A 26,990-nucleotide genomic window follows, 5' to 3' on the forward strand; every position below is an offset into this window, starting at 1 on the left:
GGGGCGACTGATGGGTCATGCAGAAGGATCATTTGCTCACCCGGCGCCGGATGCTCCTGGCCGGCGCCGCAGCGTTGGGAACCGCGGGTACCGCCGGAGCCTTCGTGGCGGGCGGCGTCGAGGACGGCGCCGGGACGGCCGCCGCCCCCGCTCCCGGACCGCAGGCCCGTCAGGCGCTCAAACCCTCCGCCTTCCGGCTCCAGCCGCTCACCGGCGACGGACCGTCGCGTGCCGCGCCGCGCGGGCTGAAGGTCCGCAAGGAGCCCATCCTCGGGATCTCCGGGCGCGGCCGGCGCATGATGCTGACCTTCGACGACGGCCCCGATCCCGACTACACCCCGCACATCCTGGACACCCTCGCCGAGTACGGCGTGCCGGCCATGTTCTTCCTGTGCGGCGAGTGCGTCGCCGACAACAGGGAACTGGTGGCCCGGATGGCCGACGAAGGCCATGTCGTCGGCAACCACACCTGGACCCATCCATTGCTGACGACCCTCAACCGCAAGCAGATCCGCTCCGAGATGAAGCGCACGAGCGACGTCATCGAGGACGCCTACGGCGAGCGCCCGCAGTGGTTCCGCGCGCCCTACGGCGCCTGGAACCGGGCCGTGTTCCAGCTGTGCGCCGAGATGGGCATGGAGCCGATGGCCTGGACGGTCGACACCACCGACTGGATGGAGCCCGGCACCGCCACCATCGTCCACCGAGTGGAGAGCGGCGCCGCCCCCGGCATGGTGGTGCTCTCCCACGACGCCGGGGGCGACCGGTCCCAGACCGTCCAGGCGATCCGTGAATGGCTGCCCTATCTCCTCGATTCCGGATATCACATGACCGTGCCGCTCCGGCGCTTTTAACCGTTTCCCTGTTCTTCGCCCGCCCGGCCGCGCTGGCTTCAGTTCACCGAGACCAGACGGGCGAAGACGACGACGTTTCCGTCGTAACCGTTCTGCTTGGAAAAACCGCCGCCGCAGGTGATGACCCGCAGTTCCGGTGTTCCCTTCGAGCTGTACACGCGGTCGCCCGGAAAACCGCTCTTGGAGAAGACCTCGACGCCATAGGTCTCGAACACCGCGGTCTTCCCGTCCTTGCGCAGGACCTCGATCCGGTTCCCCTTCCTCAGTGCCCCGAGTCCGTAGAACACGGCGGGGCCCCGCTTGTTGTCGACGTGCCCGACGACGACGGCGGTGCCCTTCTCCCCGGGGGAGACCGCACCGGTGAACCAGCCCGCCAGATCCGGGTCCTCCGGCGGCGGCGCGGCGATCCAGCCGGCCGCGTCCAGACCGACGGGCATCACCGGCGCGTTCACCTGGATCGCGGGGATGCGGATCCGGTCGGCGGCGGAGAAGCCGAGCGGCCTCGGAGCCGTGGAGAGGGTGCCCACGCGGACCCGGCTGTCCGCCGCGCCGAAGCGGCTGTCCAGGGCCGCCGCAGAGGCAGGCTGCGGCGGACCGATGTCGAAGTCCCCCGAACCATTCCGAATGAGTGCCAGACCGGTCAGCAGGACAAGCGCTATCACACCCCACGGGGCGCGCCTCCTCCGCCGTTCCTCCTCCTCGGCAAGCTCGGACAGCTCGGACGCAGACATTCGCCATCCCCTCTCGACGCGGCCTCACCACGTCCATCGCGCACGGGAAAACGCTAAATCCCGCGCGCGCGGCGGGCGACGAGGCGAGTGGCGAACGGGTGGCCCACGGCCTTCGCGGTGCGCCATCCGAGTTGCCAATTCCGAACAACTTCTGACGGGCCGTGACCTGCGACAATATCCGATTGTGTGCTTTTCGTGCGGTGTGCCGGCTCACCAGGACGGACCATTCTCGACATGCGGGCGTGTTCCGCGCCCCCGAGGGTCTTTCCGGGAGGTGTTTTCTCGCCGATCAACCGGGGACGGTTCCCCGGGCGCCTCCCGCGGAGGATCAGATGCGAAACCAACGCGCCCTGGCGGCCGCGTGCGCCGCGGTCGCGGTGCTCGGGTTCGCCGCCCCTGTGGCCGTCGCGGACGGCATGGGCAACGGCGGCGGCCCGGACAGCGGCATCAGCGGCGACTTCGACAGCCGTGGGCACTTCGACGACAACGAACACTTCAACGACAACGAGCACGTCAAGGACAACGATCGTTTCAACGACAACGAGCACTTCAATGACAACGGGGACCGCGGCCGCGACCCGGGCGGCGGGGACGACTCCAGTCGCGGCGACGACTCCGGCCGGGACGACGACCTCGCCGACGGCAATGACGACTTCGGCGGCCGTGGCGACGACGGCCCGCGGAACATCGTCACCAGGCCCGGCGTGCTCCCGGCCGGCGGCCGGCTCGCCGTCACCGTGGACGGCTGCCGCGAGGGCACCATGTCCTCCCGGGCCTTCACCACCACCCAGCTCGACCGGCGGCGCGACGACAGCTCGCGCGGCACCATCCACGTCGACCGCGACGCCCGTCCCGGCCCGTACGACATCACGGTCCACTGCGACGGCAGGACCCTGATCCACCCCGCCGCGTTCACCGTGCTCGGCGGCGTCCAGGGCGGTGTCGGCGGCAGCAGGTCCACCGGCGCCACGCCGGCCGACATGGCCACCGGCGCCGGACTCGTGACCTTGGCGGTCGTCGGGGGCGGCGCGCTCGGGCTGCGCCGCCGGCGGGAGAAGCGAAGCTGAGGCCCTGCCGCCCGGCCTGCCGCAGCCGCACCGGGAACGACCGCACACCCGCGCCGTCGCAGAAGCGCGAACGGCGCACGGGTGTGCGGTCGTTCAGGGCGAGACGCCTTCTTGGCCGGGGGACTATCCGGTGACGCCCGGGAACAGGTTCATGAACGGTTCCGCGGTCACCGCGATACCCCGGCTGAAGGGGGCGTCGAAGTCCCAGATCAGGAACAGCATGAACGCGATGGTCGCGGAGAACAGCCCCGCCAGGACCAGTTCGCGTCTGGTGCGCCGGATCTGCAGCGCGAACACCATGCCGATGGTGACCAGCGCCCCGGTGAGCAGGCCCCACCACACCACCGACGGCATCGTGGCCCCGGTGGAGTCGGCGCGGGCGTTGCGCGCCTGGTCGGCGGCGGTCATCTGGTCCAGCAGCGGCTGGTAGGCCTGCGCCTCGAAGTCGTTCTTCGGCTGGTAGTCGGTGACGTCCTGGCGGACCTTCTGCAGCAGCTGTGCGCCGCGGTCGGTGACGCGCTCGTCGTGGGACATCGTCCGCCACTCGTGGTGGACGACATAGGCGGCATAGGTGTTGACATCGGTGCGGATCCGGTCACGGACGTCCGGCGGATAGACCCGGACCCGCTCCGAGATCTCGTGCAGCGCCTGGGCCTCGGACTGCACATGGTCCTGGGCGGAGCTGCGGGCCTCCCACACGCCCGCGATGGCGAGGCCCAGGACGATGGCGTACACGACGCCGATCCACATGGTCATGTACTCGATGACGTCCGGGGTCTCGCTGGGATCCTCGTCCTCGGGGGCCCGCTTGTGCCGTACGACGGTGACGACCACCACCACAGCACAGGCCGCCAGCATCGCGAGGACGAGAACAAGCCAATCCGGCAACGGATACCTCCAGAAGGTGAGCGGCCGGCGCGTCAGCGCGGACGCAGGGCCGCGACGGCGACGATCGCGGGAACGGTGATGAGCAGGACGTAGGTGACCGGCGTGGTGTGGTCGGGCGCGACATGCGCGGCGCGGTGCGGGTGGTACGCCGGATAGCTCACCGGCTTCACCGGGGACCGCGGAGCGGACTTCGGCCTCGGCTTCGGTGCCGGCTTGATGGAAGGGGCGGGCGTCGGGGTCGGCCGCGGTGCCGGCGGAGCCGGGGCGGGCCGGGCCGGCGGGCTCGGCCTCGGGGTGGGCTTCGGTGCCGGGCGCGGAGCCGGCTTCGGTTTCGGTGGCGGTGGCGGGGGTGGTGGCGAGGGTGTCGGTGTCGGTGTGGGCGGCGGGCACGGGGGCGGGGTGGGCGTCGGACAGGGCGGCGGGGTCGGCCAGTGGTCGCCGGCGTAGGCCACCGCCACCGTGCCGTCCGGGCCCGTGGAGGCGTAGGCACAGGCGTCGGCCGACGCCGTGCCGGCGGGGCAGCCCACCAGGGTCCAGGTCAGCGCCACCAGGGCCAACACCCGTGCGGCGGGCGCGCATCGGGTCACTTCGGGTCCATACACCCGAAGATCATGGGCTGCGAAAACCGGTCGTACGCCATAGTGTCCCCGTATTGCTCCGAAGGGAGGACATAGTGCGATCGGTGGTTTGACGCGAAGAAGAGCGCAGTTGGTGCGATACACGCGCCCGTACGGCCCCGCGCGCCGGCATGTACGACGGCGCGGGTCACAGGGTGCGGAAAGATTTTCCCGAAGAACTTCCCCTCCCCGTTGAACACTCCAGCCCCCTCGGTGCGTACCCATGGCCGTGCGGCGGCGCGGCAGGGCGCTGCAACAACCAGGCGAATATGGGGAGTTGGAAATGAAGACCTCCTGGCGGACCGCCTCACTGGTGGCCACAGCCGCTGCGGTGCTGGCGCTGACGACGGCGTGCGGTCAGGACAACGGCGCCAACTCGGCATCGGCGGCCCAGAACGTCGGGGCCACCGCGCCCGCGGGCAGCCCGACCAGCGGTGTCGGCACCGGAGCGGGAAACGGCTACGGCGCCGACGGCAACCAGAGCACCAGCTCCCCGTCCCCGGCCGCCCCCGCGGGCAAGCTGACCGTGGCCGCCAACCCCAACCTGGGCAAGGTGCTGACCGACGGCTCCGGCCTCACCCTCTACCGGTTCGACAACGACACCGCCGACCCGCCCAAGTCGAACTGCGACGGCGACTGCGCCACCACCTGGCCGCCGGTACCCGCCAATGACGCCACGGCCGGCGCCGGCGTCGACAAGTCGCTGCTCGGCGAGGTCACCCGGGCCGACGGCACCAAGCAGCTCACCATCGGCGGCTGGCCCGCCTACCGCTACGCCAAGGACGCCAAGGCCGGAGACGTCAACGGCCAGGGTGTGGGCGGCAAGTGGTTCGCGCTGGCCCCGAACGGCAAGAAGGCCTCCCTGGCGGCCCTGCCCGGGCTGTCCGTCCGCAAGGACCCCAAGCTCGGCGACATCGTCGTCGACAAGAACGGCATGACGGTCTACCGCTTCCTCAAGGACAAGGCCTGGCCCAAGGTGATCTCGAACTGCACCGGGGCCTGCCTGGAGAAGTGGCCGGCCGTCGGCATCGTCAAGCCCGAGGACACCGAGGGCGTCAAGAAGAAGGGCCTGATGGGCTTCACCCGTCCCGACGGTGTGAAGCAGATGACGGTCAACTGCTGGCCGATCTACACCTTCTCCGGGGACAAGGCCCCCGGCGACACCAACGGTCAGGGCGTGGGCGGCACCTGGTACGCCGTCTCGCCCGACGGCAAGCCGGTCGGCGCGCCGGGCAACTAGATCACCTCCCCAGGGTCGATCGCCCCGCCCGGCCCGGAGCGCCACCGAAGGTCCGCCCCCTCCGCACCGCACGGAGGGGGCGGACCGTTGTGCATGGAGGCCACGTATGCGGGGCGGAGCCCGCCAAGTGGGCACAGTCGTCACACAGCGGGTCCATCCGGGCACTTGCCGCAGGCAGTGGCGGGGAACGGACGGTCAATTTCCGGTTTGGGTCGCTCCTTTGCCGGGCGATCAGTAGCCTCAGCTCGAACACCGGATCGCCTGTCCCTGTCCCCTACCCTTGGAGAGATACATGGAGCGCCCCGCCTGGGCCCCACGGAGCATCGACATCACGGTGCCGAGCGTCTCGCGGATCTACGACTACTACCTGGGCGGCTCGCACAACTTCGAGGTGGACCGGGAAGCGGCCCGCAAGGCGATGGAGTTCATGCCGGGTCTGCCGAAGATCATGCAGGCCAACCGGGCGTTCATGCGCCGTGCCGTTCGGTTCGCGGCCGGCGAGGGCATCACCCAGTTCCTCGACATCGGCTCCGGCATCCCGACGTTCGGCAACGTCCACGAGGTGGCCCAGGCGGCCGTAACGGGCGCCCGCGTGGTCTACGTCGACCACGACCCGGTCGCCGTCGCGCACAGCCAGGCGGTGCTGGCGGGGAACGACGACGCGGACGTGGTCGCGGCGGACCTGCGCAAGCCGCAGGAGATCCTCTCCAGCCCCCAGGTGGAGCGGCTGATCGAGCTGAACCGCCCAGTCGCCCTCCTCCTCGTTGCCATACTGCACTTCGTGGAAGACGCGGACGACCCCTATGGTGCGGTTGCCGAGCTGCGCGACGCGCTCGCGCCCGGCAGCCTGCTGATCCTCACCCATGCCTCGTACGAGGGAATCCCGCTGCCCGCCGAGCGGGCCGAGGGCGCGGTGGACGTATACAAGGACATTCGCAATCCGCTCATCATGCGCTCGCGCGACGAGATCGCGCGGTTCTTCGAGGGGTACGACATGGTGGAACCCGGACTGGTGCCGATGCCGCACTGGCGGCGGGAGTCGGCGCCGGAGGACGAGGACCCGTTCGCCTTCTCCGGATTCGCCGGCGTGGGGCGTACGGCGTGAGCGCCGAGCCGGACGGGCCGGAGGACAGACTGCGCCGGTTCACGACGATCTGGAGCCGGGCGGTCTACCCGGTGACCTCCACGTCGCTGACCCGAGCCGAGTTCGAGGAACTACTCCTTCCGCTCGCACGCCGGTTGAGCGAGCTGCTGCGGGCGCGCGGCTTCGACGCGGACGGCGCGAGGGCGGTCGGCGCCGCCCTGGTGGGAGCGCACTGCACCGATCCCGAGGCGCTGACCCGGACCCTGGACTGCGTGGACGCCTATCTGGTGCTGTATTGCGCCGAGGACGGCCCCCAGGATGAACCGCGCCTGCGCTGCTCGCGGTTGCAGCACGCGATGGCCGCCGGATACGCCGGGGCGCTGCGCGAACGCACCCTCGCCGAGCAGGAGTCCATCGCCCAGGCCGCACTCAGGGCCCAGGGCGTGGTCGCGCAGGCCCTGCACGCCAGTGAGGCCCGCTTCCGCGCGGTCTTCGAGGGCGCGGCCATAGGGATCGGTATCGCCGACCTCGACGGCAACGTCCTGCAGGTCAACGAGGCGCTGCTGCGCATGTTCGGGCAAACCGACCACGCCCTGCGCGGCCGCCGCGTCCAGGACTGGGTGCACCCCGAGGACGCGCCGCAGACCTGGAAGCTCTACGACGAACTCGTCCGTGGCGAGCGCGAGCACTACCACCTCGAAAAGGCCTTCAACCGCCCCGACGGCACGGTGCTGTGGACCAATCTGACGGTCTCCCTGCTGCGCGATGCCGACGGCAATCCGCAGTACCAGCTGGCCCTCATGGAGGACACCACCGAGCGCCGGCTGCTCAACCTCCGGCTGCGCTACGAGGCCACCCACGACGCGCTCACCGGCCTGCCCAACCGCAGCCTGTTCTTCGAGCGCCTGGAGAAGGCCCTCAACGCGGGGGAAGGCCAGCGCTTCGGCCTGTGCTACCTCGACCTGGACGGCTTCAAGACCGTCAACGACAGCCTCGGGCACGCGGCCGGCGACCGGCTGCTGGTGGAGGTCGCCGACCGGCTGCAGTCCTGTGCGACCGCGCCCGGTGAGATGGTCGCCCGGCTCGGCGGGGACGAGTTCGTGGCCCTGACCACCGGCCCGGGCACCGAACGCAAGGTCGACGAACTCGCCGAACGCATCATGAACGCCCTCGTCACACCCGTCAGCATCGACGGCCGTGACCTGCTGGTGCGCGGCAGCCTCGGCATCGTGGAGGGGCCGGCGGGCGAGCGCACGGCGGCGGAGGTCCTGCGGAGCGCCGACATCACCATGTACCGGGCCAAGTCCGCGGGCGGCAACCGCTCCGAACTCGCCGACCCGGAGGCCGACGCCCGCGTGATCACCCGCCACGGCCTGACGACCGCCCTCCCCACGGCCCTGGAACGCGGTGAGTTCTTCATCGAGTACCAGCCGCTGGTCCACCTCGGCGACGGCAGCGTCCGCGGCGCCGAGGCCCTCGTCCGCTGGCTGCACCCCCAGCACGGCGTGCTCGGCCCCGACCGCTTCATCCCGCTCGCCGAGCACACCGGCCTGATCGTCCCGCTCGGCCGCTGGGTCCTGGAGGAGTCCATCCGCCAGGCGCGCGCCTGGCGAGAACGCCACGGCGAGGAGACGGCCGCGGGTCCCCTGCGCATCAACGTCAACCTGTCGCCGTGCCAGCTCAGCCATCCAGGCCTCGTCCAGGACACGGTCGACATCCTCGAACGCGCGGGTGTCGCCCCGGAGGCCCTGTGCCTGGAGGTCACCGAGTCCGCGCTCATCGGCGCCGACGACGACCTGCTCAAACCTCTGCACCGGCTGGCCGAGATGGGCGTCGACATCGCCCTGGACGACTTCGGCACCGGCTACTCCAACCTCGCCAACCTCCGCCGCCTCCCGGTGCGCATCCTCAAGCTGGACCGCTCCTTCACCCGGGGCATGCAGCAGTTCCCCGCCGACCCGGTCGACCTGAAGATCGTCGAGGGCATCGTCTCCCTGGCCCACAGCCTCGACCTGGCGGTCACCGTCGAGGGGGTGGAAACCGGCGCCCAAGCGGAACAGCTCCGGATACTGGGCTGCGACACCGCCCAAGGCTGGTACTACGCCCGCCCGGGCCCACCGGAGCGCCTGCACGACCTGGCCTTGGTGGACGCAACGGGCTGATGTCGGGGCGTGGGGGGCGCAGCCCCCCACCAACACCGTCACCGCTCGAGCAACATCCGCTGCAGCTCCCGCGCAGCCCGCGGCGGCGCGACGTCACTCCGGTGAGCCAATGCAATGACCCGCTGCAACCCCGGCCGGGCCAACGGAGTGACCCGCAACCCCTGCCCGGCCCGCGTGGCGACCATCCGCGGCACCACGGCGATGCCGAGTCCCGCCCGCACGAACCCCAGGACCGCGTCCATCTCACCCCCTTCAACAGCGAACTCCGGCTCGAACCCGGCGGAGCGACAGGCCGCCACGGTCAGCTCCCGCAGGTCGTACCCGTGGCGGAACATCACCAGCCGCTCGCCCTCCAGGTCGGCGATGTCCACCGCCCGTCCTCCCCTGCCCGGCGTCGGCGCCTCCGGGGACGAGACCACGACCAGGTCCTCCCGCAGCAGCTCCACCGTGGACAGCGCGGGCGCGGGCGTCGGCAGCGGCAGGACGACCAGCGCAAGATCGAGCGCCCCACGCGCCAGTCCCCGCACCAGATCGTGCGAGCCGCCCTCCTCGATCAGGAGCTGGATTCCGGGATAGCGGTCGTGAAAGGCGCGCAGCACATCCGGCAGCAGACCCGTGCACAGACTCGGCGTCGCCCCCAGCCGTACCCGGCCCCGCCGCAGCTGCACCAGTTCCTGCACCTCGTACCGCGCCGTGTCCGCGTCCGCCAGGATCCGCCGGGCCAGCGGCAGCAGCGCCTCGCCGGCGTCGGTGAGCGTGATGTTGCCCCGGGCGCGCAGGAACAGATCCGCGCCCAGCTCCCGCTCCAGCGCCTTGATCTGCTGCGACAGCGACGGCTGGGCGACATGCACCAGCTCGGCGGCGCGGGTGAAGTGCCGGGTCTCGGCGACGGCGACGAAGTACTGGAGCTGCTGGAACTGCATCCAGCAAGAATAGCTATGGCCTATGGAAACGAGCTGGACCATGTCTTGGACCGATCGGGTCCTTCGGCCCTAGCGTGCTGGTCATGGCTCTGGCAACGCGGACGGACCGACGGCCGTCCATGGCGCGCACGATGTGGGACTCCTCCGTCGGCAAGAAGACGGTGATGGCCGTCAGCGGCCTGATCATGCTGCTGTACCTGGTCGCGCACATGATCGGGAACCTGAAGATCTACTTCGGGGCCGGCGAGTTCAACCACTACGCCCACTGGCTGCGCACCATCGGCGAACCCTTCATGCACTACGAGTGGACGCTCTGGCTCATCCGGATCGTCCTCGTCGTCGCCGTGGTCGCCCACGCCACCTCCGCGTACCAGCTCAGCCGCCGCGACATCAAGGCGCGGCCCAGCAAGTACGTGCACAGCAGGCCCCGGGCGAGCTATGCCACCCGCACCATGCGCTGGGGCGGCATCATCCTCGGCCTGTTCATCGTCTGGCACGTCCTGGACCTGACCACCGGCACCGTGCACCCGGGCCACTTCCGGACGGGGCACCCGTACCAGAACGTCGTCGACGACTTCTCCCACTGGTACAGCAACGTCATCTACATCGTCGCGATGCTCGCGCTCGGTCTGCACATCCGGCACGGCTTCTGGAGCGCCGCGCAGACCCTCGGCGTCGGCAGCCGCGCCCGCGACCGCGCCCTGAAGACCATCGCCAACGTCCTCGCGCTGCTGCTCACGGCCGGTTTCATCGCCGTACCCGTGGGCGTCATGACCGGAGTGGTGAGCTGACATGACCGAATACGTGAACTACGCGACGGGCGAGCCGGTCGCCGACTCGAAGGCCCCGTCCGGCCCGATCCACGAGCGCTGGGACAAGCGCCGCTTCGAGGCCAAGCTGGTCAACCCCGCCAACCGGCGCAAGCACACGATCATCGTCGTCGGCACCGGCCTGGCCGGTGGCTCGGCGGGCGCGACCCTGGCCGAACAGGGCTACCACGTCGTCCAGTTCTGCTACCAGGACTCCCCGCGCCGGGCCCACTCCATCGCCGCGCAAGGAGGCATCAACGCGGCGAAGAACTACCGCAACGACGGCGACTCGATCCACCGGCTGTTCTACGACACCGTCAAGGGCGGCGACTTCCGCGCCCGCGAGTCCAATGTCCACCGGCTCGCGCAGATCTCGGTCGAGATCATCGACCAGTGCGTGGCCCAGGGCGTGCCCTTCGCCCGCGAGTACGGCGGTCTGCTCGACACCCGCTCCTTCGGCGGCGTCCAGGTCTCCCGCACCTTCTACGCCCGCGGGCAGACGGGCCAGCAGTTGCTGCTGGGCGCGTACCAGGCCCTCAGCAGGCAGATCGCCGCGGGCAACGTGGAGATGCATCCGCGCACCGAGATGCTGGACCTGATCGTCGTGGACGGGCGGGCCCGCGGCATCGTGGCGCGGGATCTGATCACCGGCAAGATCGACACGTACTTCGCCGACGCCGTCGTACTGGCCAGCGGCGGCTACGGAAACGTCTTCTACCTGTCGACCAACGCCATGAACTCCAACGCGACCGCCATCTGGCGGGCGCACCGGCGCGGCGCCCACTTCGCCAACCCCTGCTTCACCCAGATCCACCCCACCTGCATCCCGCGCACCGGCGACCACCAGTCCAAGCTGACGCTGATGAGCGAGTCGCTGCGCAACGACGGCCGGATCTGGGTGCCCAAGGCCAAGGGCGACAGCCGCCCGCCGAACCAGATCCCCGAGGACGAGCGCGACTACTACCTGGAGCGCATCTACCCGTCCTTCGGCAACCTGGTCCCGCGGGACATCGCCTCCCGCGCCGCGAAGAACGTCTGTGACGAGGGCAGGGGCGTCGGGCCCGGCGGACAGGGCGTCTACCTGGACTTCGCCGACGCGATCAAGCGGATGGGCCGCAAGGCGGTCGAGGCCAAGTACGGCAACCTCTTCGACATGTACCAGCGGATCACCGACGAGGATCCGTACGAGGTGCCGATGCGCATCTACCCGGCCGTGCACTACACGATGGGCGGCCTGTGGGTCGACTACGACCTGCAGACCACCATTCCGGGCCTGTTCGCGATCGGTGAGGCCAACTTCTCCGACCACGGCGCCAACCGGCTCGGCGCCTCCGCGCTGATGCAGGGCCTGGCCGACGGCTACTTCGTGCTGCCGGCGACCATCAACGACTACCTGGCCCGCAACCCCCACCAGGACCCGGTCACCACCGAACACCCGGTGGTGGGAGAGGTGTTGGCCGAGACCGAGGACCGGCTGAACCGGCTCCTGTCCGTCGACGGCGACCGCACCCCCGACTCCTTCCACCGCGAAGTCGGCGAACTCATGTGGGAGTTCTGCGGCATGGCCCGCACCGACGCCGGACTGCGCAAGGCACTGGAGCGCATCCCGCAGATCCGCGAGGAGTTCTGGCGGCGCATCAAGGTGCCCGGCACCGGCGATGAGTTCAACCAGTCGCTGGAGAAGGCCAACCGGATCGTCGACTACCTGGAGCTGGCCGAGCTGATGTGCCTCGACGCGCTGCACCGCGCCGAGTCCTGCGGCGGCCACTTCCGCGAGGAGTCCCAGACCCCGGACGGCGAAGCCGCCCGCAAGGACGACGAGTTCGGCTACGCGGCGGCCTGGGAGTTCACCGGCACCGGTGAGGCACCCGTCCTGCACAAGGAAGACCTGGTCTTCGAGTACGTCCATCCCACCCAGCGGAGCTACGCATGAAGCTCACCCTGCGCGTCTGGCGCCAGAAGAACGCCGACGCGGAAGGCGCCATGTCCACGTACGAGGTGGACGGCATCTCGTCCGACATGTCCTTCCTGGAGATGCTGGACGTCCTCAACGAACAGCTCATCCTGGCCGGTGAGGAACCGGTCGCCTTCGACCACGACTGCCGCGAGGGCATCTGCGGCGCGTGCTCGCTCGTGATCAACGGCGACGCACACGGGCCGGAGCGCACCACCACCTGCCAGCTGCACATGCGGTCCTTCAAGGACGGCGACACGATCGACATCGAGCCGTGGCGGGCGGCGGCCTTTCCCGTGATCAAGGACCTGGTGGTGGACCGGTCCGCGTTCGACCGGATCATCCAGGCCGGCGGCTACATCACCGCGCCGACCGGGTCCGCTCCGGAGGCGCATGCCACGCCGGTGCCCAAGGCCGACGCCGACTTCGCGTTCGAGCACGCGGAGTGCATCGGCTGCGGGGCATGTGTGGCCGCGTGCCCCAACGGCGCGGCGATGTTGTTCACCTCCGCCAAGGTCAACCATCTGAACGTGCTGCCCCAGGGCGCGCCCGAGCGGGAGACGCGGGTGCTCGACATGGTGACGCAGATGGACGCGGAGGGCTTCGGCGGGTGCACGCTGACGGGGGAGTGCGCCACGGCCTGCCCGAAGGGGATCCCGCTCGTGTCCATCACGAACATGAACAAGGAGTGGCTGCGCGCCACCCGGAAGGCGGGGAAGCGGTAGCGTCCCACTGAGCGGAAAACGTTCGTCGCACAGACGAACGGGCGGGGCCGGCGATGGTGCTCACCGGCCCCGTCTCGTTTTCGTGATCGCCGGTACCCCGGCGTTCAACATTCCCACATCCCCTCTCCGGGCACAGGACACGCGCACGCCAACCGGCGTCGGAAGAACTGGAGCGGCGGGCCGTACGCACCCGCTCGCCGCCGTCGCCGAACCGGCCCGTGACCAGGAGAGAGCCATGACCGGCGTTTCCACCCTCGACCGCCCCCCACAGCCCGAGGCACCGACCCGCTACACCGTCACCCTCGCCCGTGACGAGGAGGACGTGCGGGCCGCGCAGCGGCTGCGGCACGACGTCTTCGCCGGTGAGATGGGGGCCCTGCTGGCCACGCCGCAGCCGGGACTGGACGTCGACGCCTTCGACGCCTACTGCGACCACCTGCTCGTGCGCGACACCGGCACCGGGCAGGTCGTCGGCACCTACCGGCTGCTGCCGCCGGAGCGGGCCTCGGTGGCCGGCCGGCTCTACTCGGAGGGCGAGTTCGAGCTGGGCGCGCTCGACCCGATCCGGCCCGGACTGGTCGAGGTCGGCCGCTCCTGTGTGCACCCCGACCACCGCGACGGCGCCGTGATCGGCCTGATCTGGGCCGGGATAGCCCGCTACATGGTCGACCGCGGGCACGAGTGGTTGGCGGGCTGCTGCTCGGTGCCGCTCGCCGACGGCGGCACCCTCGCGACGGCCACCTGGGAGCGGGTGCGCGCCAAGCACCTGGCACCCGAGGAGTTCCGGGTACGGCCGCTGCTGCCCTGGACCCCGAACGCCGAGGCCCCGGCCGGGCACAGCGAGCTGCCCGCCCTGCTGCGTGGCTATCTGCGCCTGGGCGCCTGGGTGTGCGGCGAGCCCGCGCACGACCCGGACTTCGGGGTCGCCGACCTGTACGTGCTGCTGTCGATGCGCCGGGTGAACGCGCGCTATCTGCGGCACTTCCTCTCCCTCGTGCCGGCCTGATGAGCGTCTGGCTGCCCAGCGCGCCCTGCAGCCCGGGCGCCTGTGTGGAGCCGGTCCGGGCCGCGGCGGCCGTACCTCGGGCCGTGCTGCGGCTGACCGCGGTCGCGGTCCTGGTGCTGGCCGGGATCGTGCTGTCCCCGCTCGGCGGGAGGATCCCCGCCGAGTGGGTCAGGCGGTGGTGCCGGGCGATCGTGCGGGCCATGGGGGTCCGGGTCCGCCTCACCGGCGCCGCCGCGCCGGCCGGCGGGCTGCTGCTGGTCGCCAACCATGTCTCATGGCTGGACATCCCGCTGCTGACCGCCGTACGCCCCGCCCGGATGCTGGCCAAGACCGAGATCCGGCAGTGGCCGGTCGCGGGCGCGCTGGCTGCGCGCGGCGGGGCGCTGTTCATCGAGCGGGACCGGATCCGTGCCCTGCCCGAGACGGTCGCCCGGATCGCCGGGGCGCTGCGCGAGGGCGCGGCCGTCGCCGCGTTCCCCGAGGGCAGCACCTGGTGCGGGCGGGCCCACGGCCGCTTCCGCCGGGCCGTGTTCCAGGCCGCGCTCGACGCCGGCGTACCCGTGCAGCCGGTCGGCCTGCGCTACCGGCAGGAGGCCGGCGGCGGCCCGAGCACGGCGGCGGCGTTCGTCGGCGAGGACACCCTGCTCGCGTCCCTGTGGCGGGTGGCCCGCACCCGGGGCCTGGTCGCCGAGGTGGAGATACTCCCGGTCATCCCGGCCGGCCGCCACACCACCCGCAAGTCCCTGGCCCGGGCCGCACAGCCCGGCCGCGTGGGCGAACCGGACTGGACGCACGCCGCGCTGGTGCCGTAGCCGCACAACGCCGCCCGCGATCCGGGCCGGGCGGCACGCGGGTCTGGTCTGCGGTCTCCGCAGATGCCGCCCCGTGCGGCGCTGGTGGGGGACCGGGCCTATGAGCTCCGGCCCACCCGGCGCCCTCGCGGCGTTCCCGGGCGTCCGGCTCCGGTGGAACGGCTGACGGTCCGGCACGGCTCAGGGCATCACCCGCGCCAGATACGGTGCCGTGGCGCTGCCCGCCGCCGTGGCCACCCGCTCCGGCGGGCCCGACGCCACGATCCGGCCGCCCCGGTCGCCGCCGCCCGGGCCCAGGTCGATGACCCAGTCGGCGCCCGCGACCACCGTCATGTCGTGCTCGACCACCACGACCGTGTGCCCGGCGTCGACCAGTCCGTGGAGCCGGTCCATCAGCACCTCCACATCGGCCGGGTGCAGCCCGGTGGTGGGCTCGTCCAGCAGGTAGAGGGTGTGGCCGCGCCGGCCCCGCTGCAGCTCGCTCGCCAGCTTGATCCGCTGTGCCTCGCCCCCGGACAGCTCGGTCGCCGGCTGCCCGAGATGCAGGTAGCCGAGCCCGACGTCGAGCAGCGTGCCGAGGCTGCGGGCGGCGGCCGGGATGTCGGCGAAGAACGCCGCCGCGGCCTCCACCGTCAGATCCAGCACCTCGGCGATGTTCCGCTCCCGGTAGGTCACTTCGAGGGTCTCGGGGTTGTAGCGGGCGCCGCCGCAGTCCGGGCAGGGCGCGTAGGTGCTCGGCAGGAACAGCAGCTCGACGCTGACGAACCCCTCGCCCTGGCAGGTCTCGCAGCGCCCGCCGGCCACGTTGAAGGAGAAGCGGCCGACGCCGTACCCGCGCGCCCGCGCCTCCTCGGTGGCCGCGAACACCTTGCGTACGACATCGAACAGGCCGGTGTACGTGGCCAGGTTGGAGCGCGGGGTGCGTCCGATCGGCTTCTGGTCGACCCGGACCAGCCGGTCCACGCCCTGCAGCTCCTGCGTCAACTCACCGATCAGCGTGGACTTTCCGGACCCGGAGACCCCGGTGACGGCGGTGAACGCGCCGCGCGGGAACTCGGCCGTCACCGCGCGCAGGTTGTGCCGGGTCACCGGACCCACCGTCAACCAGCCCTGCGGCGAGCGGACTTCACGCGCGGGGCCGGGGGACTCGTCGAAGAGGAACGTGGCCGTCGCCGACTCCTCGACCGAGGCCAGCTCGGCCGGCGGCCCGCTGTACAGCACGCGTCCGCCGTGCTCGCCCGCGCCGGGACCCACGTCCACCAGCCAGTCGGCGCCGCGCACCACCTCCAGGTGATGCTCCACCACGAACACCGAGTTGCCCGCTGCCTTCAGCCGGTCCAGCACGGTCAGCAACGCCTCGGTGTCCGCCGGGTGCAGCCCGGCGGACGGCTCGTCCAGGACGTAGACGACGCCGAACAGCCCGGAGCGCAACTGCGTGGCGAGCCGCAGCCGCTGCAGCTCACCTGCCGACAGGGTGGGGGTGGAACGGTCGAGGCTGAGGTAGCCGAGGCCCAGCTCGACCACCGGCGCGATCCGGGACTTCAGGTCCTCGGTGAGGACCCGGGCGGTCTCGGTGCGGCCGTCCAGCATGGCGGCCAGATCGGTCAGCGGCAGCGCGGCCAGTTCGGCGATGGTGCGGCCACCGAAGGTCACCGCCAGCGCCTCCGGCCGTAGCCGGCTGCCCCCGCACACCGGGCAGGGCGCGCTGGTCAGGAACCGTTCCGCCTTCGCCCGCAGCGACGCCGACCTGGTCTCCGAGAAGGTCTTCAGCACATACCGGCGGGCGCTCATGTACGTGCCCTGGTAGGGCCGTTGGATGCGGTCGGCGTCCCGGACCGGGTGGACGGTGACGACGGGCTGCTCGTCCGTGAACAGGATCCACTCCCGCGCCTGCGCGGGCAGCTCGCGCCAGGGGCGGTCCACGTCGTGGCCGAGCGCGTCGAGGATGTCGCGCAGGTTCTTGCCCTGCCAGGCGCCCGGCCAGGCGGCGATGGCGCCCTCGCGGATGGACAGCGAGGGATCCGGGACCAGCAACTCCTCGGTGGTGCCGTGCACTTGACCCAGACCATGGCATTCCGGGCAGGCCCCGGCCGCCGTGTTCGGCGAGAACGCGTCCGAATCGAGCCGCTCCGCACCCGGCGGGTACTCCCCGGCCCGGGAGAACAGCATGCGCAGGGAGTTGGCGAGATTGGTGACCGTGCCCACCGAGGAGCGCGAGGTGGGGGTGGCGCGGCGCTGCTGCAGCGAGACCGCGGGCGGCAGCCCGGTGATCTCGCCGACCTTGGGCGCCCCGACCTGGTGGATCAGCCTGCGCGCATACGGCGCGACCGACTCGAAGTAGCGCCGCTGCGCCTCGGCGTAGATCGTGCCGAACGCCAGCGACGACTTCCCCGATCCGGACACTCCGGTGAACACGGCCAGAACGTCGCGCGGGATGTCGACGTCGACCCCTTTGAGATTGTGCTCGCGGGCGCCGCGGACGCGGACGTACTGGTCATGTGGGCTGTGCATAGAGGCACAACTCTATCCACGCCCGGGCGCTGCTACCGCGGAGGGTTGTCGCGGCGAGTCTGGTCGATGTACTCGTCCGCCCGCTTCTGCGCGGCGTCGACCTGGGAGCTGTACCTGTCCTGGGTCCTCTGGTCGATCATGTCGCCGGCCTTGTCGACGCCCATCCTGGCCTGGTCCTCGTGGCCCTTGAGCATCTGCTTGATCTTGTCCATCATGGACATGGCAACCCTCCTGGTCGCTTGAGGCTCCCTCCCAGGGTCACCGGCCCCGGCCGGGTCCGCATCTCGGGGCCGCGGGGCCTGAGCGGCCCGGTTTCAGCGGCCGGGCGTGAACAGTGCGGCGAGCCGCCGGTAGGAGTCCAGCAGTGCCGTACGGTCGTAGCCGCTGGTGGTGACCAGGACCTCGTCGGCGCCCGTCTCCTTCAGCACCCGCTCCAGCCCGTGCGCGACCTGGTCCGCGGTACCGGCGATGTGCCCGGCGAGACCGCCCTCGTAGAAGCCGCGCTCCTTTGCGGTCATCGGGCGGGCCTCGATCTCCTCGGCCGGGGCGAGCGGCGGGAAGGTGCCGTGGGTGCGCGCGTACGCCATCGACCAGGCCTCCGGGACCAGCAGCCGCCGCGCCTCCTCCTCGGTGCCGGCCACCGCGACCGTCCCGGAGATCACCACGTACGGCTCGGCCGCCCAGGGGGAGGGGCGGAACAGGGAGCGGTACTGGTCGATGCCGCGCAGCATCTTCTCCCGGCCGCGCAGATCGCCTATCACCATCGGCAGTCCGGCGCGGGCCGCGATCCGCGCGCCCTCGCCCATGGCCAGCACGAACGGCGGTACCCGCAGCCCTTCGGCGGGGCGCGCCCGCACCCCGGTCGGCGAGCCGCCCTCGAACCAGGCCAGCAGCTCGCCGAGCTGTGCCGCGAAGTCCTCGGCCACCTCCTTGTCCCGGCCGAGGGCCTTGCGCACCCCGTCGGTGAAGCCGACGGAACGCCCGAGCCCCATGTCGATCCGGCCGGGGAACAGGGACTCCAGCACGCCGAACTGCTCGGCGACGACGAGCGGTTGATGGTTGGGCAGCATCACCCCGCCGGTGCCGACCCGGATGGTACGGGTGGCCGAGGCGACCGCCGCGGCCAGCACCGTCGGCGCGGAACCGGCGACACCGGGCACCCCGTGGTGCTCGGACACCCAGAAGCGGTGATAACCGAGCCCCTCCGCCTCCCGCGCCAGCGCGACGGTGTCCCGCAGCGCCTCGGCGGGCGGGTGCCCCTCGCGGGTGCGTGAACGGTCGAGGACGGAGAACCGGGTCCGGGCGATCACTGTGCTGCTCACGCAGGGTTCAACGCGCTGACGAGCCGGGAATTCCTGGCCCGTCGGCGCCTGGCTAGGGTGGCTCTGTGACCGACAGCACCAGGCGTCCGCTCGCCGTCTTCGACCTCGACAACACCCTGGCCGACACCGCGCACCGGCAGCGCTTCCTGGAGGTACGGCCGAAGAACTGGGCCGCGTTCTTCGCGGCCGCGCCCGCGGACCCGCCCCTCGCCGAGGGCGTCGCGCTCGCCCTGGAGACCGCCGGCGAGTGCGAGGTCCTGTATCTCACCGGCCGCCCCGAGCGGTGCCGGCGCGACACGCTGGACTGGCTCGCGGCCCACGGGCTGCCCGAGGGGCGCGTGTACATGCGGAGCAACGCCGACCGCAGGCCCGCCCGGTTCACCAAGCTGGAGATCCTGCGCCGGCTCGCCCAGGACCGCGAGATCCGTGTCCTCGTGGACGACGACGAGATGGTCTGCGACGACGCCGAGCGCGCGGGGTTCACCGTCGTACGGGCCCGCTGGGCCGCGAAGTCCGAGGCGCTTCAGGAGGCTCAGGAGCGGGAGGGCCGCACCTGACGCCGGCAGGCGGTCAGTCCGCGTCCTCGATGCGGAACCCCACCTTCAGTCCCACCTGGTAGTGCTCGATCCGCCCGTTCTCGATCTGGCCGCGGACCTCGGTGACCTCGAACCAGTCCAGATTGCGCAGGGTCTGGTCGGCGCGGGCGATGCCGTTGCGGATGGCCTGGTCGATGCCCTCGTGTGACGTGCCGACGATCTCGGTGACGCGGTAGGTGTGATTCGTCATGAGGGTGCTCCTCTCGTATCACGCCGTACTCCACCGTGCCCCATCCCCGCCCGGCCCGCCCCTTGACCTCCGCATTGGTCCATACCAAAATCCAGCACACCCGTACGAGTTTCACGGCTCGTCCCCCACGTCGGGCCCCCCACGCCTGTCCGCATCCCCGCCAGACAGAACAGGACCCCTCGTGAGACGTCGTCTGCTCGCCCTCGTGTGTGTCACCGGTTCCCTCGTGAGCGCCTGCGGGATGCTCCCCGGCGAGCACGAGCGCAAGACCGTCACCGTGTGGCTGATGAAGGACAGCGCCTCGGACGCGTTCCTCCGGCGCTTCACCGCCGACTTCGAACGCACCCACAGGGACCTGCGCCTGGACATCCGCATCCAGGAATGGACCGGCATCGTCGACAAGGTCCGCGCGGCGCTCAAGGACGACTCCGGCAACGGGCCCGATGTCGTCGAGGTCGGCAACACCCAGGTGCCGCTGTACGCCGACGGCGGCAGGCTCGCCGACCTCACGCTGGAGTCGATGCGCGACTGGGGCAAGGACAGGTGGCTGCCGGCCCTCGCCCAGCCCGGCAAGGACGGCAACGCGCAGTACGGCATCCCCTGGTACGCGGCCAACCGCGTCGTCATCTACCGCAAGGACCTGTTCGAGGCGGCCGGCGTCACCCGCCCGCCGAGGACCCGCGAGGAGTGGCTCACCGACACCGAGAAGCTCAACTCCGGCGGCAACCAGGGCATTTACCTGGCCGGACAGGACTGGTACACGCTCTCGGGGTTCATCTGGGACGAGGGCGGCGACCTCGCCCGGCAGAAGGACTACCGCTGGGAGGGCGCCCTCGACACCCCGGCCGCGCTGCGCGGCATGGACTTCTACCGGCGGCTGCAGGCGCTGGGCCGGGGTCCGGCGGGCACGGACGAGGAACACCCGCCCCAGGCAGGGGTGTTCGCCCGCGGCAAGGTGGCGCAGCTCATCGCCGTACCGGGACTCGCCCAGTCGATCGTGCGGCAGAACCCGGAACTGAAGGACAAGCTCGGCTTCTTCCCGGTGCCCGGGAAGGCCGCCGCACGGCCCGGCACCGTCTTCACCGGCGGCTCCGACCTCGTCGTCCCGGCGCGCACCAAGGACCAGTTCGCGGCGACCGCCGTCGTCGGGGCGCTCGTCGGCGCCAAGTGGGACACCGAACTCGCCCGCACCATGAACTACGTGCCCAACAAGACCACGCTGGCGAGCGCGGTCGCGGGCGAGGAGGGGGTCGCCGCCATGGCCGCGGGCGCGGCCCACGGCCGGGCGACCCCCAGCACCCCTCAGTGGGCCGACGTCGAGGCCGACAACCCGATCAAGGAGTACATGACCCGGGTGCTCCAGGGCGCGGACCCGGCCACGGAGGCCCGCCGGGCCTCCGCGAAGATCACCGAGGAGCTCGCGCCGGACGTGTGAGTCACCGCACCACGCTCAGCGACAGCGCGAAGCGGCCCTGCGCGTCCGTCCACCAGTGGGTCAACTCAAGCCCCGCAGCCGCCAGTTCCGCGGTCACACCCGCCCTGCGGAACTTCGCGGACACCTCGGTGCGCAGCTCCTCGCCGGCCGCGAAGTCCACGGCCAGATCCAGCGCGGGCACCTTCACGGTCTGCGCGGTACGGGAGCGCAGCCGCATCTCGATCCACTCGTGCTCGGCGTCCCAGAGGGCCACATGGTCGAAGGCGTCCGGATCGAAGTCGGCGCCCAGCTCACGGTCGACCACGGCCAGCACGTTCTTGTTGAACGCCGCCGTCACCCCGGCCGCGTCGTCGTACGCCCGGACCAGCACCCGCTCGTCCTTGACCAGGTCCGTGCCGAGCAGCAGCCCGTCGCCGGGGGCGAGCAGGGAGCGTACGGAGGCCAGGAACTTCGCGCGCTCGTCGGGCAGCAGGTTGCCGATCGTGCCGCCGAGGAAGGCCAGCAGCCGGGGCCCGGGAGTCGCGGGCAGGGCCATCGGGGCGGTGAAGTCGGCGATCAGCGCGTGCACGTCGAGGTCCGGACGATCCTCGACGAGCGCCTGCCCGGCCTGGGTGAGTGCGCTCTCGCTGACGTCGACCGGGACGTACGCCGCTGGCGCGAGCGCGTCGAGGAGAAACCGGGTCTTCTCCGAGGAGCCCGAGCCGAGTTCGATCAGTGTGCGGGCGCCGCTCGCCGCGGCGATCTCGCCGGACCGGTCGGCGAGGATCTCCCGCTCGGCGCGGGTGGGGTAGTACTCGGGAAGTTCGGTGATCTGCTCGAACAGCTCGCTGCCGCGGGCGTCGTAGAACCACTTGGGCGGCAGCCACTTGGGGTTGACGGTGAGGCCGTGCAGGACGTCGGCGCGCAGCGCGGCCTCCGTCGCGTCCTCGGGGAGGGTGCGGGTGACGTGCAGGGGGCTCACGTACAGGGCTCCTTCGATGATGGGGACGCCCCCGCTCGAGCGGAGTCGAGAGTGGGGGAGGACGCCGGATCCTCCAGCGGTGCGAGCAGCACGCCGGCGCGGCTCGCGGTGAGCACGGTGCGGTCGGGGACCTCCTGCCAGAGCGGGTCGTCGTCGTACGGTTCGGAGGCGACGACCGTGCTCCGGCCGGGCTCCGTGCGGTACCACAGGGTGTCGCCCCAGGCGGTGGCGGCGATTGTCGCGCCGTCCGTCAGCAGCAGGTTGAGCCGCGAGGCCGGGGCCGCCCCGGCCAGCTGACGAACCGTTTCGCCAAGGGCCTGGTCGGGCTCGCCCCCCGCGCGCAGCCGGTGCAGGACAAGCGCCCAGACGAACGCCGAGTCGGTGCGGGCCTGCAGTGACAGCAGTTCGACCGGGGGCAGCGCGGAGACCAGCGGGGCGACCGAGTCGGGCCAGCCCGCGAGGGCGCCGTTGTGACTGAACAGCCACCGGCCCGAGACGAAGGGCGCCGCGGCGGCCTCGGCGTCGGCGCCCGCGAGCGTCGCGTCCCGTACGGCGGCGAGGAAGCAGCCGGAGCGCACCACCCGGGCCAGGTCGGCGAAGGACAGGTCCGCCCAGATCGGCCCGGCCCGCCGGTAGCGGGCCGGAAGAGGGTCGTCCTGGGCGTACCAGCCGACCCCGAAGCCGTCCGCGTTGACCGTCCCGTAGCGCTGCCGCCGGGGCGCCCACGACTGGCGCACCAGGCTGTGCTCGGGCTCCAGGAGAAGCCGGCCGAGCGGCTCCTCGGGCCCCACATAGGCCAGATGACGGCACATCAGACGGCCTCCGAGCGGGCGGTGCGGAACCCGGAGAAGATCTGCCGCCGGATCGGGTAGTCCCAGTTGCGGAACGTGCCCCGGCAGGCCACCGGGTCCACGGCGAAGGAACCGCCGCGCAGCACCTTGTGGTCGGAGCCGAAGAACACCTCCGAGTACTCCTTGTACGGGAAGGCCTGGAAGCCCGGGTACGGCAGGAAGTCGCTCGCCGTCCACTCCCACACGTCACCGATCAACTGCCGAACGCCGAGCGGTGATTCACCGGCCGGGTAGCTGCCGGCCGGCGCGGGCCTGAGGTGCCGCTGTCCCAGGTTGGCGTGCTCCGGTGCCGGGTCGGCGTCGCCCCACGGATAGCGCATGGAGCGGCCGGTGGCCGGGTCGTGCCGGGCGGCCTTCTCCCACTCCGCCTCGGTGGGCAGCCGCCGCCCGGCCCAGCGGGCGTAGGCGTCGGCCTCGTACCAGCACACATGCAGCACCGGCTCGTCGGGCGGGACCGCCTCGGTGACGCCGAAGCGCCGCCGCAGCCAGCGGCCGCCGTCCCGGCGCCAGAACAGCGGCGCGGTGATCGCGTGCTGCTTGATGTGGGCCCAGCCCTCCGGGGTCCACCAGCGCTCGGTGTCGTAGCCGCCGTCCTCGATGAACGCCTGGTACGCCGCGTTCGTCACCGGGGTGGTGTCGATCCAGAACGGTGCCACGTCCCGGGCGTGCGCCGGGCGTTCGTTGTCCAGCGCCCACGGCTCGGCCGACGTGCCCATCGTGAACGGTCCACCGGGGACGAGGACTTCGGCCGGACCGGTGAACAGCGGGGCCGGTTCCGGGTCCGGGGCGGTCAGCGCCTGCGGACCCCTGCGGAGCTGATGGGTGATCAGCATCGTTTCGTCATGCTGCTGTTCGTGCTGGGCGATCATCCCGAAGGCGAATCCGGCCTCGGTCAGCCGGGTGCCGTGGAAGTCCGCGCCCGCCAGCAGATCCGTGACCCGGCCGCGCACCTCGGCCGCGTACCGGCGGGCCTCGGCGGGCGGCAGCAGCGGCAGCGAGGGCCGCTCGGCCCGCGGGTGCTCGAAGGCGTCGTACAGGCTGTCGATCTCGGGCCGCATGGCGTCCCGGCCGCCGACCGCCCGGAGCAGCCACAGCTCCTCCTGGTTGCCGATGTGCGCGAGGTCCCACACCAGAGGGGACATCAGCGGCGAGTGCTGGGCCGTGAGGTCGGGTTCCTCGACGCAGGTGGTCAGCAGCGTGGTGCGGTCCCGGGCGGTGGTGAGGGAGGCCAGCACCCGCTCGCGCAGCGTCTCGGTGTCGACCTCGGTCGTCGCGGTGTCGGTCTCGGGGGCGGTCATATGCGGATGTCCTTCCTCCCGTGGGCGGTACGGCCGGGCCGGGACGGGCGCAGGTCCCTGCCCGCCGGCCGGTCCAGCAGGTCGTCGGCCGGGCAGCGGCCCCGGGCGACATAGCGGTCCAGGTACGCGGCAACCGCGTCGGTCACCTCGGCGGTGGCGCCGATCCGGGGCAGGGCCTGCAGCGCCGCGGCGAAACACACGGCGGCGACCTCGCGCAGCTCCGGGTCGGCGAGGCCGAGGCGGGCCGCGTCCGTCCACAGCGGATTGTGCGGGGCGGGCAGGTTCAGGCCCCGCTCCGCCAGGCGCTTGACGCTGCGGTACGCCGTCTCGGCGGCCGCCGGGTCGTCGAACAGCGCCGCCGTCACCGCGAGCGGCACGATCCAGCCGTCGTCGCCGGGCTGCGCGTCGATCATCCGCAGCTCCAGGTGGCCGCGCGGCCGGACCGGCGGGAACAGGGTGGTCAAGTGGTAGTCCAGATCCGCCCGGGTGGGCGGCCGGGGCGACCGGGAACGGGTCCACTCCCGGAAGGTGAGCCCCTCGGGCACGTACCACGGCCCGCTGTCCCGGCGCACACACATCACCGGCGAGTCGAGCACGTGCCGGGCCCAGGCGGCGCGCGGCTCGTCGTCCAGCGCGGGAGCGCCCGCGCGCCCGGCGCCGATCTCCATCCACATCAGCTGCCGGGTGGACCGCCAGCCCGTGGGCTCGTGGCCCAGCAGTGGGGAGTTGGCGAACGCGGCCACCAGGACCGCCCCCAGCTGATGGGCCAGCCACCAGCGGCGCCGGTACCCGAGCGGGCCCGGCTCCTCGTGGCCGGCGTCCACGCAGACCTGCACGGAGGCGGAGGCGCACATCATGTGCCGGCCCGCCGGACCGGTGCGGTCCAGGCAGGTCTCCATCGCGTCGTAGCGCGGCTCGTGCAGGAACCGGCGGGGGGTGTGCCAGGGGTCGTGGCCGATGCCGACCAGACCGAGCCCTTCCTCGGCGAGGACGGCGCGGACGGTGTCCAGATCGGCGGAGACGGTGCCGATGCACTCCATCAGGGAGGCGGCGGGCGGCGAGCTGAGCTCCAACTGGCCGCCGGGTTCCACGGTGAGCGGCGACCGCAGGGGCAGGGCCCGCAGCCTTGCGTACACCGCTTCGAGTCGTTCGGGTGTCACGGGGAGCTGCGGCATCCGCAGCTCATGGATGAGCCACTCCAGCTCGACACCTAGCGAGCGGGGCGGCCCGGTCTTGAAGCAGATGCCCCGGACCAGGGCCTCCACCTCGGCTTCGGTGACGGCGGTGCGATGCTCCGTACAGTCGCCACCGTCACTCTGAGAATCGGACATGTCGGGATCCTCCTGAGATTCCACCATGCCACCGGCCCCGTTCGATCACTGGGCCGGGCAGGCACTCGTCCCACCCAAGACCCTCGCGCCGATTCGCACAAGGGTGCCCCTGGGGACGTTCCGGTTCGGTCATCTCCGTTTCCGTATGCGTTCTCCGGACCGTTCCTGGGGCGGGAAACTCCGTTGCACCGCATCACCAGCATCACCCAGGATGCGTGCATGAGCACGACGGGGGAGACCGCGCAGGCCGCGGACACGGCGCCCACGGGGGTGGCGCCATGAGCGCGCGCCTGCGCGGGATCGCCGCGGAGACGGAGAGAATCGTCGCGGCGGGCCGGTATCGCGTGCCGGACGGCCGCGAGGTGTCCCTCGTGGCGCGGATAGAGGCCGCGCGGGCCGGTACACGGATGTTCGGTCCGGAACCGGTTTCGCTACGGCAGCCGGGTGACGCGGGGACCGGCTCGGAACTCGCGGCGGACACCGTTGTCGAGGTCACCGGGGAGAGCAGTCTGGAGGCCGCCCGCCGACTGGCCGGCGCCCCGGTCGCCGTCCTGAACTTCGCCTCCGCGCGCAATCCCGGCGGCGGCTTCCTCAACGGCGCCCAGGCCCAGGAGGAGGCCCTGTGCCGCGCCTCCGCGCTGTACACCTGCCTGCTGGAGGCCCGGGAGTTCTACGACCATCACCGCGCCCACCGCGACCCGTTCTACACGGACCGGGTGATTCACAGCCCCTCCGTCCCGGTGTTCCGTGACGACCGGGGCCGGCTGCTGGCCGAGCCGTACCTCGCGGGCTTCCTGACCGCGGCCGCCCCCAACGCGGGCGTCGTACGGCGCGCGGCGGCCGAGCGCGCCGGCGAACTGCAGACTGTCCTGGCGCGGCGGGCCGAGCGCGTACTGGAGACGGCCGCCGCCCACGGCTACGGCCGGCTGGTGCTCGGCGCCTGGGGCTGCGGCGTCTTCCAGAACGACCCGGTGCAGGTCGCGGGCGCGTTCCGCACCCTGCTCGGCCCCGGCGGCCGGTTCGCCCGCACGTTCGAGCACGTGGTGTTCGGAGTGCTGGACCGGACACCGGGAACCGTGGTGCGCGAGGCGTTCGTCCGGGCGTTCCCGGAATCCCGGACCGACGCGCCGTACGCCGGTCAGGTCCAGCCGTAGCGCTCGTGCAGTCGCTGCCGGACCAGGTTGAAGCGCATCCGGTCCAGGGCGCACGCCTCCCGGCGCATGCCGTCCTCGTGGAGCCGCAGGACACGGTCCACGTCCACCCATGAGTCCCGGCCCGACCGGTCCCACGGCCCACTGCCGATCGCGACCCACTCCCGGTCGCCGTCGTGCCGCTTGCTGGACAGCTGTACGGCGAGGAAGGTGCCGGCCGGCTCCCGGGCGACGACCAGCACCGGGCGGTCCTTGCCCCGGCCGTCGTTCTCCTCGAACGGCACCCAGGTCCACACGATTTCGCCCGGGTCCGGGTCGCCGTCGTGGGCGGGGGAGTACTCGGTGCGCACCCGGCCGACCTCGCGCGGATCCGCCTCAGTGGTCGCGTGGGGGCCGTAGCGGCCGGGGACGTTCTCATCGGTAAACGTGGTCACGGAGGCACCCTAGTGGGAAGATCGCGCAGGGCAAGAGG

At 71.7% G+C, this 26,990-nt stretch carries 26 protein-coding genes; 13 read left to right on the plus strand and 13 right to left on the minus strand.

Annotation, left to right across the window (positions count from 1 at the left end; all coding sequences use genetic code 11):
* Positions 1-17 precede the first annotated feature (17 nt).
* The gene (locus ACZ418_RS11220) at positions 18-854 is read left to right on the plus strand and encodes a polysaccharide deacetylase family protein (RefSeq protein WP_468360397.1); all 837 of its coding nucleotides are present in this window, start codon (positions 18-20) and stop codon (positions 852-854) included.
* 38 nt (positions 855-892) lie between these two features.
* Here the strand turns inward: ACZ418_RS11220 and ACZ418_RS11225 are convergent, their stop codons facing one another.
* Positions 893-1,585, minus strand: coding sequence for a class F sortase (locus tag ACZ418_RS11225; RefSeq protein ID WP_468360400.1), 693 nt, complete (start codon positions 1,583-1,585; stop codon positions 893-895).
* A 332-nt stretch (positions 1,586-1,917) separates the two neighbouring features.
* On the opposite strand from ACZ418_RS11225, the gene ACZ418_RS11230 reads away from it, so the two are divergent.
* Positions 1,918-2,652 (plus strand): LPXTG cell wall anchor domain-containing protein, encoded by a 735-nt coding sequence (locus tag ACZ418_RS11230; RefSeq protein ID WP_468360403.1) that lies wholly within the window; start codon positions 1,918-1,920, stop codon positions 2,650-2,652.
* Between the two features lie 123 nt (positions 2,653-2,775).
* Here the strand turns inward: ACZ418_RS11230 and ACZ418_RS11235 are convergent, their stop codons facing one another.
* Both ACZ418_RS11235 and ACZ418_RS11240 read right to left on the minus strand, forming a co-directional pair.
* Positions 2,776-3,540, minus strand: coding sequence for a bestrophin-like domain (locus ACZ418_RS11235; protein WP_468360406.1), 765 nt, complete (start codon positions 3,538-3,540; stop codon positions 2,776-2,778).
* A gap of 32 nt (positions 3,541-3,572) precedes the next feature.
* Positions 3,573-3,701 (minus strand): hypothetical protein, encoded by a 129-nt coding sequence (locus ACZ418_RS11240; RefSeq protein ID WP_468360409.1) that lies wholly within the window; start codon positions 3,699-3,701, stop codon positions 3,573-3,575.
* A gap of 739 nt (positions 3,702-4,440) precedes the next feature.
* Here ACZ418_RS11240 and ACZ418_RS11245 point away from each other — a divergent pair.
* From ACZ418_RS11245 to ACZ418_RS11255, 3 genes are all read left to right on the plus strand, one after another.
* The gene (locus ACZ418_RS11245) at positions 4,441-5,397 is read left to right on the plus strand and encodes an SCO0930 family lipoprotein (protein WP_468360412.1); all 957 of its coding nucleotides are present in this window, start codon (positions 4,441-4,443) and stop codon (positions 5,395-5,397) included.
* A 292-nt stretch (positions 5,398-5,689) separates the two neighbouring features.
* The gene (locus ACZ418_RS11250) at positions 5,690-6,502 is read left to right on the plus strand and encodes an SAM-dependent methyltransferase (protein WP_468360415.1); all 813 of its coding nucleotides are present in this window, start codon (positions 5,690-5,692) and stop codon (positions 6,500-6,502) included.
* Positions 6,499-8,643 carry a putative bifunctional diguanylate cyclase/phosphodiesterase gene (locus ACZ418_RS11255; RefSeq protein ID WP_468360418.1) on the plus strand — a complete coding sequence of 715 codons (2,145 nt, stop codon included), beginning with the start codon at positions 6,499-6,501 and terminating at the stop codon, positions 8,641-8,643. Before ACZ418_RS11250 ends, ACZ418_RS11255 begins: the two co-directional genes overlap by 4 nt.
* Before the next feature lie 38 nt (positions 8,644-8,681).
* Here ACZ418_RS11255 and ACZ418_RS11260 read toward each other — a convergent pair whose 3' ends face one another.
* Positions 8,682-9,566, minus strand: coding sequence for a LysR family transcriptional regulator (locus ACZ418_RS11260; protein WP_468360421.1), 885 nt, complete (start codon positions 9,564-9,566; stop codon positions 8,682-8,684).
* Positions 9,567-9,685: 119 nt separating this feature from the next.
* On the opposite strand from ACZ418_RS11260, the gene ACZ418_RS11265 reads away from it, so the two are divergent.
* From ACZ418_RS11265 to ACZ418_RS11285, 5 genes are all read left to right on the plus strand, one after another.
* Positions 9,686-10,357, plus strand: coding sequence for a succinate dehydrogenase (locus ACZ418_RS11265; RefSeq protein ID WP_468360799.1), 672 nt, complete (start codon positions 9,686-9,688; stop codon positions 10,355-10,357).
* A gap of 1 nt (position 10,358) precedes the next feature.
* Positions 10,359-12,308: a fumarate reductase/succinate dehydrogenase flavoprotein subunit gene (locus ACZ418_RS11270; RefSeq protein WP_468360424.1), complete on the plus strand. Its 1,950-nt coding sequence runs from the start codon at positions 10,359-10,361 to the stop codon at positions 12,306-12,308.
* The gene (locus tag ACZ418_RS11275; RefSeq protein ID WP_468360427.1) at positions 12,305-13,054 is read left to right on the plus strand and encodes a succinate dehydrogenase/fumarate reductase iron-sulfur subunit; all 750 of its coding nucleotides are present in this window, start codon (positions 12,305-12,307) and stop codon (positions 13,052-13,054) included. The genes ACZ418_RS11270 and ACZ418_RS11275 overlap by 4 nt, the downstream gene beginning before the upstream one ends.
* Positions 13,055-13,289: 235 nt before the next feature.
* Positions 13,290-14,060: a GNAT family N-acetyltransferase gene (locus ACZ418_RS11280; RefSeq protein WP_468360430.1), complete on the plus strand. Its 771-nt coding sequence runs from the start codon at positions 13,290-13,292 to the stop codon at positions 14,058-14,060.
* Positions 14,060-14,872 (plus strand): lysophospholipid acyltransferase family protein, encoded by an 813-nt coding sequence (locus ACZ418_RS11285; protein WP_468360433.1) that lies wholly within the window; start codon positions 14,060-14,062, stop codon positions 14,870-14,872. The genes ACZ418_RS11280 and ACZ418_RS11285 overlap by 1 nt, the downstream gene beginning before the upstream one ends.
* 180 nt (positions 14,873-15,052) lie before the next feature.
* Here ACZ418_RS11285 and ACZ418_RS11290 read toward each other — a convergent pair whose 3' ends face one another.
* The 3 genes from ACZ418_RS11290 to ACZ418_RS11300 all read right to left on the minus strand — a co-directional run bounded on the left by ACZ418_RS11290 (position 15,053) and on the right by ACZ418_RS11300 (position 18,705).
* Positions 15,053-17,383 carry an ATP-binding cassette domain-containing protein gene (locus tag ACZ418_RS11290; protein ID WP_468360436.1) on the minus strand — a complete coding sequence of 777 codons (2,331 nt, stop codon included), beginning with the start codon at positions 17,381-17,383 and terminating at the stop codon, positions 15,053-15,055.
* 32 nt (positions 17,384-17,415) lie between these two features.
* Entirely contained in the window at positions 17,416-17,604 is a 189-nt protein-coding gene (locus ACZ418_RS11295; protein WP_468360439.1) for an antitoxin, read from the minus strand.
* A gap of 93 nt (positions 17,605-17,697) precedes the next feature.
* Positions 17,698-18,705, minus strand: coding sequence for an LLM class flavin-dependent oxidoreductase (locus ACZ418_RS11300; protein WP_468360442.1), 1,008 nt, complete (start codon positions 18,703-18,705; stop codon positions 17,698-17,700).
* Positions 18,706-18,770: 65 nt separating this feature from the next.
* On the opposite strand from ACZ418_RS11300, the gene ACZ418_RS11305 reads away from it, so the two are divergent.
* Complete coding sequence (locus ACZ418_RS11305; RefSeq protein WP_468360445.1) at positions 18,771-19,262, plus strand: phosphatase domain-containing protein; 492 nt, start codon at positions 18,771-18,773, stop codon at positions 19,260-19,262.
* 13 nt (positions 19,263-19,275) lie between these two features.
* Here the strand turns inward: ACZ418_RS11305 and ACZ418_RS11310 are convergent, their stop codons facing one another.
* Positions 19,276-19,491: a dodecin gene (locus tag ACZ418_RS11310; RefSeq protein WP_330336486.1), complete on the minus strand. Its 216-nt coding sequence runs from the start codon at positions 19,489-19,491 to the stop codon at positions 19,276-19,278.
* Between the two features lie 181 nt (positions 19,492-19,672).
* On the opposite strand from ACZ418_RS11310, the gene ACZ418_RS11315 reads away from it, so the two are divergent.
* Entirely contained in the window at positions 19,673-20,926 is a 1,254-nt protein-coding gene (locus tag ACZ418_RS11315) for an extracellular solute-binding protein (RefSeq protein WP_468360449.1), read from the plus strand.
* Between the two features lies 1 nt (position 20,927).
* On the opposite strand, the gene egtD is transcribed toward ACZ418_RS11315, so the two are convergent.
* Genes egtD through egtA form a run of 4 tightly spaced genes read right to left on the minus strand, consistent with a single transcriptional unit; the run spans position 20,928 to position 25,367 of the window.
* Positions 20,928-21,887 carry an L-histidine N(alpha)-methyltransferase gene (gene egtD / locus ACZ418_RS11320; protein ID WP_468360452.1) on the minus strand — a complete coding sequence of 320 codons (960 nt, stop codon included), beginning with the start codon at positions 21,885-21,887 and terminating at the stop codon, positions 20,928-20,930.
* Positions 21,884-22,699 carry an ergothioneine biosynthesis protein EgtC gene (egtC, locus tag ACZ418_RS11325; RefSeq protein ID WP_468360455.1) on the minus strand — a complete coding sequence of 272 codons (816 nt, stop codon included), beginning with the start codon at positions 22,697-22,699 and terminating at the stop codon, positions 21,884-21,886. The genes egtD and egtC overlap by 4 nt, the downstream gene beginning before the upstream one ends.
* On the minus strand, positions 22,699-24,036 hold the full coding sequence (gene egtB / locus ACZ418_RS11330; protein ID WP_468360458.1) for an ergothioneine biosynthesis protein EgtB: 1,338 nt from the start codon (positions 24,034-24,036) through the stop codon (positions 22,699-22,701). The genes egtC and egtB overlap by 1 nt, the downstream gene beginning before the upstream one ends.
* The gene (egtA, locus tag ACZ418_RS11335; RefSeq protein ID WP_468360461.1) at positions 24,033-25,367 is read right to left on the minus strand and encodes an ergothioneine biosynthesis glutamate--cysteine ligase EgtA; all 1,335 of its coding nucleotides are present in this window, start codon (positions 25,365-25,367) and stop codon (positions 24,033-24,035) included. Before egtA ends, egtB begins: the two co-directional genes overlap by 4 nt.
* 278 nt (positions 25,368-25,645) lie before the next feature.
* On the opposite strand from egtA, the gene ACZ418_RS11340 reads away from it, so the two are divergent.
* Positions 25,646-26,521 (plus strand): TIGR02452 family protein, encoded by an 876-nt coding sequence (locus ACZ418_RS11340; protein ID WP_468360464.1) that lies wholly within the window; start codon positions 25,646-25,648, stop codon positions 26,519-26,521.
* On the opposite strand, the gene ACZ418_RS11345 is transcribed toward ACZ418_RS11340, so the two are convergent.
* A complete protein-coding gene (locus ACZ418_RS11345) occupies positions 26,506-26,952 on the minus strand; it encodes a type II toxin-antitoxin system PemK/MazF family toxin (RefSeq protein ID WP_468360467.1) in 447 nt (148 codons plus the stop codon). The two genes, ACZ418_RS11340 and ACZ418_RS11345, sit on opposite strands and share 16 nt — an antisense overlap.
* Positions 26,953-26,990: the final 38 nt, after the last annotated feature.

The organism is Streptomyces sp. NPDC030820 (assembly GCF_055572075.1).

Coding starts and splice junctions, on each gene's coding strand:
- ACZ418_RS11220 (WP_468360397.1), top strand. CDS start 18: ATGCAGAAGGATCATTTGCTCACCCGGCGCCGGATGCTCCTGGCCGGC.
- ACZ418_RS11225 (WP_468360400.1), bottom strand. CDS start 1,585: ATGTCTGCGTCCGAGCTGTCCGAGCTTGCCGAGGAGGAGGAACGGCGG.
- ACZ418_RS11230 (WP_468360403.1), top strand. CDS start 1,918: ATGCGAAACCAACGCGCCCTGGCGGCCGCGTGCGCCGCGGTCGCGGTG.
- ACZ418_RS11245 (WP_468360412.1), top strand. CDS start 4,441: ATGAAGACCTCCTGGCGGACCGCCTCACTGGTGGCCACAGCCGCTGCG.
- ACZ418_RS11250 (WP_468360415.1), top strand. CDS start 5,690: ATGGAGCGCCCCGCCTGGGCCCCACGGAGCATCGACATCACGGTGCCG.
- ACZ418_RS11260 (WP_468360421.1), bottom strand. CDS start 9,566: ATGCAGTTCCAGCAGCTCCAGTACTTCGTCGCCGTCGCCGAGACCCGG.
- ACZ418_RS11265 (WP_468360799.1), top strand. CDS start 9,686: ATGGCGCGCACGATGTGGGACTCCTCCGTCGGCAAGAAGACGGTGATG.
- ACZ418_RS11270 (WP_468360424.1), top strand. CDS start 10,359: ATGACCGAATACGTGAACTACGCGACGGGCGAGCCGGTCGCCGACTCG.
- ACZ418_RS11275 (WP_468360427.1), top strand. CDS start 12,305: ATGAAGCTCACCCTGCGCGTCTGGCGCCAGAAGAACGCCGACGCGGAA.
- ACZ418_RS11280 (WP_468360430.1), top strand. CDS start 13,290: ATGACCGGCGTTTCCACCCTCGACCGCCCCCCACAGCCCGAGGCACCG.
- ACZ418_RS11285 (WP_468360433.1), top strand. CDS start 14,060: ATGAGCGTCTGGCTGCCCAGCGCGCCCTGCAGCCCGGGCGCCTGTGTG.
- ACZ418_RS11290 (WP_468360436.1), bottom strand. CDS start 17,383: ATGCACAGCCCACATGACCAGTACGTCCGCGTCCGCGGCGCCCGCGAG.
- ACZ418_RS11295 (WP_468360439.1), bottom strand. CDS start 17,604: ATGTCCATGATGGACAAGATCAAGCAGATGCTCAAGGGCCACGAGGAC.
- ACZ418_RS11310 (WP_330336486.1), bottom strand. CDS start 19,491: ATGACGAATCACACCTACCGCGTCACCGAGATCGTCGGCACGTCACAC.
- egtC (WP_468360455.1), bottom strand. CDS start 22,699: ATGTGCCGTCATCTGGCCTATGTGGGGCCCGAGGAGCCGCTCGGCCGG.
- egtB (WP_468360458.1), bottom strand. CDS start 24,036: ATGACCGCCCCCGAGACCGACACCGCGACGACCGAGGTCGACACCGAG.
- egtA (WP_468360461.1), bottom strand. CDS start 25,367: ATGTCCGATTCTCAGAGTGACGGTGGCGACTGTACGGAGCATCGCACC.
- ACZ418_RS11340 (WP_468360464.1), top strand. CDS start 25,646: ATGAGCGCGCGCCTGCGCGGGATCGCCGCGGAGACGGAGAGAATCGTC.